The organism is Novosphingobium sp. (assembly GCF_019748365.1).
Lineage (GTDB): Bacteria > Pseudomonadota > Alphaproteobacteria > Sphingomonadales > Sphingomonadaceae > Novosphingobium.
In genome coordinates, this window is sequence record NZ_JAIEPN010000128.1 from 1 (window position 1) to 11,589 (window position 11,589).

Genomic DNA, 11,589 nt, shown 5'->3' on the forward strand with positions numbered 1-11,589 from the left:
GCGGGAGGGGAGAAGTCCGCACAGGCTTTCCCTCCCGTTTCCCGCGCTTGTCCCCCATCTTGTCCACAGCCTCCCCACCTTGCGCCACCTCGCCGCGAGCTATCTCTACAGCGGCGACGATATTGCCCGGATCAACGCGCTCGATGCGCTTGCCCGCGAGAACGGCCTCGCTCTGCTGGCGACCAACGACGTCCACTATCACGAAGCGGCGCGGCGGCCCTTGCAGGACGTGATGACCGCAATCCGCCACAAGACCACCGTCGCGCGCGCCGGGCATCTCCTGCACCCCAATGCCGAGCGGCACCTGAAATCGCCCGCCGAAATGCTGCGCCTGTTCGAGCGCTGGCCCCACGCGATCACCGCCGCGCGCGCGCTGGCCGATGCCTGCCAGTTCAGCCTTGATGAACTGCGCTACGAGTATCCGGAGGAGATCTGCCCCGAAGGCCGCACCCCGCAGGACTGGCTGGAGGAGCAGACCTGGTTCGGCGCGGCGGAGCGCTATCCCTCCGGTGTGCCCGATAGCGTGTGCGATACCTTGGCGCGCGAACTCGCACTGATCGGCAAGCTGAACCTTGCAACCTACTTTCTGACCATCAAGGATATCGTTGATTTTGCGCGCAATCAGGATCCGCCGATCCTGTGCCAGGGACGCGGTTCGGCGGCCAATTCGGCGGTGTGCTATTGCCTCGGCATCACCGCGGTCGATCCGGCGCGCCATGCGCTGCTGTTCGACCGGTTCATTTCCGAGGATCGCAACGAACCGCCCGATATCGACGTCGATTTCGAGCACGAGCGGCGCGAGGAAGTGATCCAGTACATCTACCGCCGCTATGGCCGCCAGCGCGCCGGGCTCTGCGCGACGGTGATCCACTACCGCCCGCGCATGGCGATCCGCGAGGTGGGGAAAGCCATGGGCCTTACCGAAGACGTCACCGCCGCGCTCGCGCGCACCGTCTGGGGCGGCTGGGGCAGCGAGGTGGCAGAGCGAAACGTGGAGCAGGCGGGGCTGGACCTGACCGATCCGCACCTCAAGCGGGTTCTGAAGCTCACCGAGCAGATGATTGGCATGCCGCGCCATCTCTCGCAGCATGTCGGCGGTTTCATCCTCACGCAGGGCCCGCTGACCGAGACGGTGCCGATCGGCAATGGCGCTATGGCGGACCGCAGTTTCATCGAATGGGACAAGGACGACATCGACGCGCTGGGTATCCTCAAGGTCGATGTGCTGGCGCTCGGCATGCTTACCTGCATCAGGAAATGCCTCGATCTGCTGGGCGAGCACCACAGCCGGACCCTCACGCTCGCCACTGTGCCGCGCGAGGATCCGGAGACTTACGCCATGCTGCGCAAGGGCGATTCGCTGGGGGTGTTCCAGGTCGAAAGCCGTGCGCAGATGAACATGCTGCCGCGCCTGCGGCCGCGCGAGTTCTACGATCTCGTGATTCAGGTCGCCATCGTGCGGCCGGGGCCGATCCAGGGCGACATGGTGCACCCTTACCTGCGGCGGCGGCGGGGGGAGGAGGCCGTCAGCATCCCCGCGCCGGGCCCCGCCTTCGGCCCGCCGGACGAGCTGACCTCGATCCTCGGCCGCACTCTGGGCGTGCCGATCTTTCAGGAGCAGGCGATGAAGATCGCGCTCGATGCGGCCAAGTTCACCGGTGCCGAGGCCAACCGGCTGCGCAAGGCGATGGCCACGTTCCGCCGCCGCGGCATGGTCGACGAACTGCAGGACATGATGGTCGAGCGCATGACGCAGCGCGGCTACGACCGCGATTTCGCGCAGCGCTGCTTCAACCAGATCCGGGGCTTCGGCGAATACGGCTTTCCGGAGAGCCACGCGGCGAGCTTCGCGCACCTCGTCTATGTCTCATCCTGGCTGAAGTGCCATTATCCGGCGGCGTTTGCCTGCGGCCTGCTCAATTCGCAGCCGATGGGCTTCTACGCCCCCGCGCAGATCGTCCGCGATGCGGCGGAGCATGGCGTCACCGTGCTGCCGGCGGATGTGAATCATTCGATGTGGGACTGTACGCTGGAGCAGGAGGGGGAGGCCCTCCGCCTCGGCCTGCGCCAGATCGATGGCCTGCCCGAACACGTCGCCGCCGCGCTTGTCTCCGCGCGCGAGGCGGGGGGCAGGTTCGCCGATGCCGGTGCGCTGAAGGCGCGGGCAGGGCTCTCTCCGGCGGTGATCGAGCGCCTTGCCGCCGCCGATGCGCTCGGCTCGCTCGGCCTTTCGCGCCGGCAGGCGCTGTGGGATGCGCGCAGCCTCGTTGCCGCGCCGCCGCTGCCGCTGTTTGCCGCCGCCGATGCGCGCGAGGAGGGGGAGGAGCGCGCGCGCACCCGCCTGCCGACCATGCCGCTCTCCGAGGAAGTTGTTGCCGATTACCAGACGCTGCGGCTTTCGCTGAAGGCGCATCCCATGGCCTTCCTGCGCGCCGAGCTGGCCGAGCGCGGCTTTGTGCGCGCGGCGGACTTGCGCGACCGCAAGCTGCGCTCGATGGTGCGCGTCGCGGGCGTGGTGCTGGTGCGCCAGCAGCCGGGCAGCGCCAAGGGGGTGTGCTTCATCACGCTGGAGGACGAGACGGGGGTGATCAACCTCGTGATCTGGCCGGACCTCAAGGAAAAGCAGCGCAGCGTGGTGATGGGCGCGCGGCTGATGGAAGTGCGCGGACGCGTCGAATACGATGACGAGGTGATCCACGTGATCGCCCAGCACCTGACCGATGCAAGCGAGGGCCTCGCGCGCCTGTCCGACGATGCGCTGCAGCCTGCGATGGCCCGCGCCGACGAAGTCAACCGCCCGGTCCCCGGCCGCGTCCCGCCGCCCGCGCGCAGCCATCCGCGCAATGTGCGTGTGATCCCCAAGTCGCGCGATTTCCATTGAGAGCGAAAGTGCTCTGTGACGAAAGCCCCTGCCACAATTCTGCCTGAACCGTCGGCCATCAGGTCACGATGGAAATCATACGCCTTACGGCCGCTGATGCCGCACGGTTTACGGCGATGCGTCAGACGGCGCTGGCGGAAGAAGCTGCCAGCTTCCGAACTTCGGCTGAAGACGATGCCAAAGTGCCGCTTGCCAACTGGGAACGGCGCCTGGCGCAGGAACACGTCTATGCCGTGCAGCGCGATGGCGTGTGGCTGGCAATCGGCGGCCTTTCGCGCGAAACGCGGACCAAGCTGGCACACAAGGGCCTCGTCTGGGGCATGTACGCGGTGCCCGCAGCGCGCGGCACAGGCGCTGCGGCGCGCATTCTGGAACAGCTTGAAGCCACGGCGCGCGAGATCGGCCTGCGCCAGCTGCAATTGACCCTGATGGCCGACAATGTCCGCGCCCGCCGCGTCTACGAACGCCATGGCTACGAGCTTTATGCCATCGAACCGGATTCTGTGCGGCGCGAGGACGGCAGCTATGCGGATGAAGCGCTGATGTGGAAGCGGATGTAGCGCCTAAGTCCGCAGCCGCTCGATCCCCTGCGCAAGCGCGACGTAGAGCTTGCCCATGTCGGAGGACAGCAGGGTCACGCCCAGCGCGTGGCCGTCGCGGGTCGAGAGCAGCTGGCGCAGCATCGCTTCGAAATCGTGTATGTAGCGGTTCACGTGGCCGCGGAACTCAGTGTCGGTCTCGTAGTGCTGCTGCACCGCGCGGGCTTCGCTGCTCTCGAGCAAGCTGACCGCGCGGCGGGTGAAGATGCCGCGGTCGCCGCGCAGATACGAGGCCCAGGCCGTTTCCGAAACGTCGGCAGAGAGCACTTTGGCGATATCGATGGACGCTGAATTGAGCGATTCGGTGATCAGCGCGGTGCGGCGGGCGAAGTCGTTGTCGATCTGCTCCTCGGCGCGCTCGCGGGCGCGGGCGACGCGGTTCTCGAGGTTGCCGGCCAGTTCGTCCACCTTGGCAAGCTGATCGCGCATCTGGATCGCGGTCTCGCGGCTCGCGGCGGCGGCACTGTCGATCGCTTCTTCCAGCCGGGCCACCAGCTCGGCGCCGCGGCCCTGCAGCACGCGGACGATCGCACCCGAAAGCTGCCCGTCGATATCCTGCGAAAGGGCCTCGCTGTCATCCCGCGCTGCTGCCAGCAGCGCCCGCAGCTCGCCAAGGCGCGCTTCCTGCTCGGCGGCTTGCGCGGCCAGCGTCTTCTGCATGCGCGCCGCGTCGACCATCGCGGCCTTGAGACCGCTGCGCGTGCTTTCCACGTCCTGCGACAGGGTGCGGCCGGCCTCGCCGGCTTCGCCCAGTGCAGCGCGCATCTGGTCGACCCGGGATTCGATGGCGCCAAGCCCGGCTTCGGCTTTGCCCAGCGCTGCAGGAAGCGCGGTGCCTGCATGCTCGCTGCCGGCCTGGATCAGCTCGAGCAGACGCACCGCCGAATCGGTCAGCGTGCCGATCTGCCCGTCAGTGCCGTTCAGCGCCTGGCGCATATCCACGAGGTGCTGATTGAGGGCGGCCAGCGCGCGGTCGATGGTCGTCGCGGCCGCATCGCCCGCCTCGCCAGAGAGCTTGAGCGTCGCGCTGAAGCCCGCGACTTGCGCGGCGATCGCCTCACACTGCTGACCAAGTGCGCGCGCTTCTTCGAGCTGGCGCTGGCGCTGCGCTTCGACGGCCGTGTCGAGATCGGCAAGCTTGCTTGCGAGGGCCTCGGCCGCTTCAGCCCCTGCGGCGGCCATGGCGGCGCGGCGCTCGCGGATCGCGGTGTCGAGGTCGGCGAGGCTCTGCGTCAATGCGGCGCGCTGCTCCGCCGAGGCAACTTCGAGATTGGCGCGCCGGGCGGCGAGCTGCTCGTCGAGCAAGGTCGCGTCCTCGGCAAGGCGGCGGGTGAGATCGGCGGCATTGGCCTCGAACGCGGCAAGCCGGTCGCGCGAGGCGGAAATCAGGGCCTCGTGATCGCTGCCAAGCGCTTCGAGGGCAAGGCGAAGGTCGGCCAGCTGGGTTTCCGAACGCTCGGCAAACTGGCGCAGCGCGGTGTCTTCGGCGCTGCTCAGCGAGCGGCTGAACGCGCCGCTTTCCGCGCGCATGGCCGCAAAGCGGGCGCCGAGCGCGGCGAGCGTATCTTCCTCGCTGCGGATGATCGCCTCGCGCTGGCGGGCGAGCTCTTCATGCAGCGTTTCGGCACGGCTGCGGATGGCGGCAAGGGCAGCGATTTCCTCGGCATCGAGGCGCTGGCGATGTGCCTGGGTGCCTTCTTCCAATGCTGCGAAGCGCTGCTCGCTGAGTTCGGTGATCCGCGCGGTGCTTTCCTCGAACGCGGCGAGGGCGGCATCGACCTTTGCGCGCACGGTGCCGACTTGCCGCTCGCTCGCTTGACCGAATTCGTTGAGGCGCTGGAACCCTGCGACGAGGTCTTCCAGCTGGCCATGCGCGGTGCGCCCTGCGTTAGCGATGGTGTTGGTGACATCCTTTGCCGAATTGGCGATCACGGGCAGCTGGCCGCGCAGCTTCTCCATGTTTTCGAGCGCGTGGTCGGAGACCGTGCCGATGCGATCGACCTGCGCTCCATTGCTGGCGATCAGGGCCTGCAACTGCCCGGCATTGCTGCTGATCCGTTCCACCGCGAGGCGGCCCAGCGATTCAAGATCGCGGCCTTGGGCGGCGAGAAAATCGCGCGCGAGCGAAAGTTCGGTGTTCACCGCAGCGAGACGGCGCTCAAGCTGCTGCGATTCGATGCGGAGCAACTGCGCGGCATCGCCGAAGCGCGCAGCCTCGCGCCGGCTGTTCCGCCGCAAGAGCATGAGTGCGACGAGAACGACAAGCACCGGCCCGGACCAGGCCGAGACGAGCGCCGTCCACACGCTGATCGGCTGGGCCTGCTCGAATATGGCAAGCTCGCCCATGACGAAGGCGATGGTCCAAGCCGCGATCAGCGCGCCGCCTATGGCAAGGCCGAGCCACTCGCGCTGGAGTGGCGGCGCCGTGTCGTCATCGTCGTCCCAAACGGCCATGCGATCTGTCGGGGGCGGCGCGATCGGCCAGCCGCCGTCCGCAAGATCTTCGCCCGCCGCAGCTACCACTGCGCCGGTATCGGCTTCCTCGAGCAGCGCATCACTGGCCAGACGTTTGCCCAGCCGCACGGCACCGGCATTCGCTGCGTCGTCGTCCGCGCCACCTTCGATGGCAATGATCTTTCTACCCCCGGCCATGTCGGAGACCTTAACACACAAGAGGCTGCCGCTTAAAGCGGCGGTTAACCCAAAGGCGATATTCCCGTTGCCATGGCTTATCTTGGCGATGCGATCGATGCCCATCTGGCGGTGGCAACCGGCGATGATGCGGAGCTGTTCCGCGAGCTCAGGGCGGCTTTCGTCGAATCCGCGCGTCGCCAGCTCGATCTGCTGGGCCGCGCGCGTTGCGACGGCAATTGGGAAATGGCGGCCATGCGGCTGAAAAGCCTTGCGGCAACCTTCCATGCCGCAGATCTCATCGCGCTCGCCGATCAGGCCCTGCAAGGCGCGCCCGGCGAGCCAGCCGTCTTGCGCAACATTGCCGCTGCGCTCGATTCGATAGAACCAACCGACTGATTCGCCGCCACACTTGGCATTGCTGCCCGGCGGCCCTAGCATAGGGCAAAGGGAGGTCGCCGCCTTGCGGGTCGCATTGCTGTCGTTAATGGACGCCGCTCATGGCGAGCCGCAGGGTCTTCGCGGCCTGCTGCCGATTGGCGGCCGCTCGATCTTGCGCCATCAGCTGGGCCTTGCCATGGCGCTCGGCTGTTCGCGCATCGTGGTTCTGGCCGAAACACTTACGAACGATCTGGTTGCACTCCAGCACGCCGCAGAAGCGGGCGGCGCGCGTTTTCATGTGATCGCCACGGCCCGTGCGCTGGCGCCATTGGTCGCGGCCGAAGATGAACTGCTCGTGCTGGGCGAGGGGCTGCTGGCCATGCCGGAGGATGCTCTGCGCCTGCTGGGGGACGGGCCGGTGGTGCTGACGCTTCCGGTCGAGACGGGTCTTCCGCTTGGATTCGAGCGGATCGACATCAACAATGCCGGTGCAGGGGCGATGCTGCTGCCGGGCAAGCTGATTGCCGCGCTGGGCGACTTGCCGGGCGACTGGAACCCCGGCTCGGCGCTGCTCCGCATCGCTTCGCAGGCGCGGATCGTGCAGCGCGAACTGCCGCAACTGCTGCTGGATCAGGGCCGCTGGCGCCTGATCCGCGACGAGGCCGAGGCGCACCGCGCGGAGCCGGGCTGGGTGCGGCTCCATACCGCCAGCGCTCAGGTCCGCTCGCCCGGTTTGTGGCTGGCGGCCGGTGTCGTGCGGACGCTGGGGCCAGCGTTGCTGCATGCCGGGACACGGCCTTATGTCATTGCGCTGGGGGCGGTCATCACCGCGCTGCTGGGCACCGGTGCAGGCTGGTTCGGCTGGTGCGGACCGGGCTTTGCCATGTTTGCGATCGCGTGGCTGGTGCATCAGGTCGCGGGACTGCTCGCCCGGGTCGAGCGCGATTCGCTCATCGCCTCGTCGGGCGCCGCCCCGCTCGATCGGCTGGCCGATTGGGTTCTGGATGGCATGTTCATCACGCTCTGTGCCTGGCGGAGCGAGATTCCTGCTGTCACTGGCGTGCCGTGGGGTATCGCGTGGTTTCCGCCGGTCGTGCTGTTCCTGCTGCTGCGGCTGCTGATCCGGCTGCAAGGCGATGAGGCGTGGATCTGGTGGCTGAATGATCGCTTCGTCGTCGGCACGCTGCTGGCGCTTTGCAGCGTTCTGTTGCCGTTCGATTTTGTGCTGCGCGCGCTGGTCGTGACGCTCATGGTCGTCGGGCTCCTCCTTGCCGGGCGCGACAGTGGGCCAGGGAGCGCCATTCCGACCGGTGGGCGGTCCGCGTGACAGTCAATCGCCTAACCCTGAATTAACCAGCACGGGTATACGCTGGCGACGATGGCCATCCCCGCATCTTCCGGCGCCACGGCAAACGCGATCCCTTCGCCGCTGGCGGCAGAAATCGCAGCTGCGCGCGGCGCAGTGGCCAATGTCGTGCCCATCCTGCGGCACCTGCTGCGCAGCGATGACAATTCGATCTTCAGCGACGAGATCGTCGCGCGCGTGCGCGGCATGTTCGTCGATGTGGGACGTCAGCTGGTGGTCGCGCTGGCGGCGGCAGCAGGCCATTCCGAGCCTGAGGGCTGGGCGCATCAGGCGGCGGACGAACTGGCCCAGGTGCTGGTCGAGAACCCGCCGTTCCTCGAGCATTTTCATGCCCTTGCGCTGGAGTGGCAATGGACCGTCAGGCTGGAGCGCAGCCGCGCGCTCGACCCGGTACTGCCGCCGCTGCTGCAGACGCGCATGGCCGATCCCGATACGCAAGCTTCCGCGGGTGCGATGAGCCTGCTCGCCGCGCAGGCCCGCTTCTGCCAGTTCCAGCGCCGCATGCAGCTGCCGCTTGGCGAATTGCCGGGTGATCTGCTCCATATGGCGCTGGTTACGCTGCGAGCCCATGTCGGCACGGAAGCCTCGGCCGATTCCTATGCGCTGATCGCCGAGCGCAGCGTGCGCGCCGGAATTGACGAGAGCCGTTCGCGCCTTGTGCAGATGAGCCGCGTGCTCGATGCCATGGGAGGGGGTGCGCTCGCGGCGCTCGATATCGACAAGGCCGGTGTCGCGCTGTTCCTGACGGCGCTCGCGCGGGGATCGGGCCTTAGCCGCGAGGCGGCAGTGATGGCGACCGTCGACAGCCAGTTGCCGCGCCTGCTGCTGGCGCTCCGCGCTTGCGGGCTCGCGCCGGCGGCCGTCGCGGCGGCTGCGCTAGCCTTCCATCCCGACGCGGTCCTGCCGCAAGGTTATGCCGAGCTCTCGCCCGGCGATGCCGCCGCGCTGCTGGGCGAGGCCGGGGCATGAGCGCGCTGCGCGAACAGGGCGCGGCGCCGACCACGCCCGGCGGCATGATCCGCGCCCGTACCGATGCGGCGGACCAGCTGATTGCGGCAGACGAGCCGCTGGCCGGCCTGCAATTGCGCAGCGGCAGCAGCGTGCCGGGCGCCATTGCTGTCCCCGCACTGCTCGCGCTGGTGCGCCGCGTGCGCCGGACGGGCCAGCCGGCTTCGCGCACTATCCTCTCGATCGATGAGGGCCGCCCCGTTACCGCGATGGCTGTCGTCACGCCGGAAGGTGAGGGGACATCGATCGAGCTCAGCCAATGGCACCAAGGCGAGGAGGCCGCGCCCGAGCTGCCGGTACCGGAAGCGCTGCTGCACCACCTCGCCGAGGCCGAAATCCTGCTCGATGACGCGCAGCGGGTGATCGTTGCCGATGTGCGTGCGCCCGATCTCGCTGGCCTTGCCGCCGCGTTGGAGACGGGGCGCGGGCACTACTGGACCGACTTCGTGACGATCGACCGCGTCAGCGATCTGATGACCGCACGGCAGGGGCCGCTGCATTGGCGGCTGCTCGATGACGCACCGTTCACGGTCGAGGGCTCCACCCGCAACTGGCGTGCCCGCATCCTGCCGCGTGCGCAGGGCGGCTTTGCGCTGCTGGCCATTCCCGAAATCATCGAGGCCGTGCCTGCCAGCCCCCAGCCGGTCGATGCCAAGCCGGAAGAGGCCGATGCGCAGCCCGGTTGGAACCGCCTGCTGGGCCGCGATCTGGCGCCGGCGCTGCGCCAGCCCATCGCGCGGATCATCGCCAATGCCGAGACGATCCGCACCCGGTTAGCAGGGCCGTTGGCCGATGAATACGCAAGCTACGCCCGCGATATCGCCGATGCCGGTCGCCACCTGATGAGCCTGATCGAGGATCTTGCCGATCTCGAAGCGGTCGAGGCACCGGGCTTTGCCCCGGCGCCCGATCACATCGATCTGGCCGATTGCGCGCGTCGTGCCGCCGGCATCCTTTCGGTGCGCGCGCAGGAGCGCGGCATCACGCTCGTCACCCCGGACGGCGCCGCACGCGTGCCTGCCATCGGCGAGTTCCGCCGCGTGCTGCAAGTGCTGCTGAACCTCGTCACCAATGCCATCCGCTACAGTCCGGAAGGTACGGCGGTGACGCTAGAGGTTGGGCTGGATCAGCGCGGTGCGTGGATTGCCGTGCAGGACGAGGGGCATGGCCTCACTGCCGAACAGGCCGAGCGCGTGTTCGAGAAGTTCGAGCGGCTTGGGCGCAGCGGCGATGGAGGGACTGGCCTTGGCCTCTATATCTCGCGCCACCTTGCGCGCGCGATGGGCGGCGATCTCGTGGTGACGAGCGCGGCCGGCGAAGGCGCGCGCTTCGAACTCACTCTGCCGCCAGACCGGACGGCCTGAGCCTCAGCGGCGGCGCTGCGCCCATACCAGCAGGCCGGCACCTGCCAGCGCGAGCACGCCACCCCACAGGATCCAGACTTTCTGCTCCAGCATGAAGCTGGAAGCCGGCCACATGATGAGGCCGGCCCCCTGGCCCATCCACAAAAGACCCATGAGGAGGGCGGCGATACCGAAAACGCGCAAGATCAGGCTCATGCTTGTTCTTCCTCTCGCCGCCCTGAAGGCTCAGCGCTTGTCGACGGGAACGTAATCGCGCTGCACCGGGCCGGTGTAGAGCTGGCGTGGACGGCCGATCTTCTGGCCGGGATCGCTGATCATTTCGTTCCACTGCGCGACCCAGCCGACAGTGCGGGCAAGTGCGAAGAGCGCGGTGAACATCGCGGTCGGGAAGCCGATCGCCGAAAGGATGATGCCCGAATAGAAGTCGACGTTGGGGAACAGCTTCTTCTCGATGAAGTACGGGTCGCTGAGCGCCAGTTCCTCGAGCCGCAGCGCGGTTTCGAACAGCGGATCGGTGACCTTCAGCGAGGTGAACACCTCTCGCACCGTCTGCTGCATCACCGTCGCGCGCGGATCGTAGTTCTTGTAGACGCGGTGGCCGAAGCCCATCAGGCGGAACGGATCGTTCTTGTCCTTGGCGCGCTCGATGTAGTGCGGGATGCGGTCGGGCGTACCGATTTCCTTGAGCATGTTGAGCGCGGCTTCGTTCGCGCCGCCGTGCGCCGGGCCCCACAGGCAGGCAATGCCCGCCGCGATGCAGGCGAAGGGATTGGCGCCCGAGGAGCCGGCCAGACGCACGGTCGAGGTCGAGGCGTTCTGCTCGTGATCGGCGTGGAGGATGAAGATGCGGTCCAGCGCGCGCTCGACCACCGGGTTCACCTCGTATTCCTCGGCCGGGACGGCAAAGGTCATGCGCAGGAAGTTGCCGGTGTAGGAAAGGTCGTTGCGCGGATAGACGAAAGGCTGGCCGACCGAATACTTGTAGGCCATCGCCGCGATCGTCGGCATCTTGGCGATCAGGCGGTGGGCCGAGATCTTGCGCTGTTCGGGATCCGAGATGTCTGTCGAGTCATGGTAGAACGCCGAAAGCGCGCCGACGACGCCGCACATGATCGCCATCGGGTGCGCGTCACGGCGGAAGCCGCGGTAGAACACCGAAAGCTGTTCATGGACCATCGTGTGGCGGGTGATCGTGCGGGTGAAGCTGGCAAGCTCGTCTGCCGAAGGCAGCTCGCCGTTCAGCAGCAGGTAGCTCACTTCCATGAAGCTGGAATGCTCGGCGAGCTGGCCGATGGGATAGCCGCGGTGGAGCAGCACGCCCTCGTCGCCGTCGATATAGGTCAGCGCGCTGTCGCAGCT

Annotated in this window: 9 protein-coding genes; 6 read left to right on the forward strand and 3 right to left on the reverse strand. The window is 67.6% G+C overall.

All coding sequences use genetic code 11. The features are described 5' to 3' along the window. Nucleotides 1-2,881, forward strand: a 2,881-nt coding sequence (locus K5Q19_RS15050) for an error-prone DNA polymerase (protein ID WP_292946784.1), incomplete at its 5' end; no start/stop codon positions are given. A gap of 68 nt (nt 2,882-2,949) precedes the next feature. Further along, nucleotides 2,950-3,441 (forward strand): GNAT family N-acetyltransferase, encoded by a 492-nt coding sequence (locus K5Q19_RS15055; RefSeq protein WP_292946787.1) that lies wholly within the window; start codon nt 2,950-2,952, stop codon nt 3,439-3,441. Nucleotides 3,442-3,444: 3 nt separating this feature from the next. Here K5Q19_RS15055 and K5Q19_RS15060 read toward each other — a convergent pair whose 3' ends face one another. Further along, on the reverse strand, nt 3,445-6,132 hold the full coding sequence (locus K5Q19_RS15060) for a hypothetical protein (protein ID WP_292946789.1): 2,688 nt from the start codon (nt 6,130-6,132) through the stop codon (nt 3,445-3,447). Nucleotides 6,133-6,204: 72 nt separating this feature from the next. On the opposite strand from K5Q19_RS15060, the gene K5Q19_RS15065 reads away from it, so the two are divergent. The 4 genes from K5Q19_RS15065 to K5Q19_RS15080 all read left to right on the forward strand — a co-directional run bounded on the left by K5Q19_RS15065 (nt 6,205) and on the right by K5Q19_RS15080 (nt 10,230). Further along, entirely contained in the window at nt 6,205-6,510 is a 306-nt protein-coding gene (locus K5Q19_RS15065) for an Hpt domain-containing protein (RefSeq protein ID WP_292946792.1), read from the forward strand. 88 nt (nt 6,511-6,598) lie between these two features. Next, the gene (locus tag K5Q19_RS15070; protein ID WP_292946794.1) at nt 6,599-7,819 is read left to right on the forward strand and encodes a hypothetical protein; all 1,221 of its coding nucleotides are present in this window, start codon (nt 6,599-6,601) and stop codon (nt 7,817-7,819) included. Between the two features lie 51 nt (nt 7,820-7,870). Beyond that, nucleotides 7,871-8,827, forward strand: a complete 957-nt coding sequence (locus K5Q19_RS15075; RefSeq protein ID WP_292946796.1) for a hypothetical protein — start codon at nt 7,871-7,873, stop codon at nt 8,825-8,827. After that, nucleotides 8,824-10,230 (forward strand): HAMP domain-containing sensor histidine kinase, encoded by a 1,407-nt coding sequence (locus K5Q19_RS15080; RefSeq protein WP_292946798.1) that lies wholly within the window; start codon nt 8,824-8,826, stop codon nt 10,228-10,230. The genes K5Q19_RS15075 and K5Q19_RS15080 overlap by 4 nt, the downstream gene beginning before the upstream one ends. Nucleotides 10,231-10,233: 3 nt before the next feature. Here the strand turns inward: K5Q19_RS15080 and K5Q19_RS15085 are convergent, their stop codons facing one another. Together K5Q19_RS15085 and K5Q19_RS15090 are read right to left on the reverse strand one after the other, a co-directional pair. After that, complete coding sequence (locus K5Q19_RS15085; RefSeq protein ID WP_292946800.1) at nt 10,234-10,425, reverse strand: hypothetical protein; 192 nt, start codon at nt 10,423-10,425, stop codon at nt 10,234-10,236. Nucleotides 10,426-10,455: 30 nt separating this feature from the next. Beyond that, the coding region (locus K5Q19_RS15090) for a citrate synthase (protein WP_292946802.1) at nt 10,456-11,589 on the reverse strand (1,134 nt) is incomplete at its 5' end.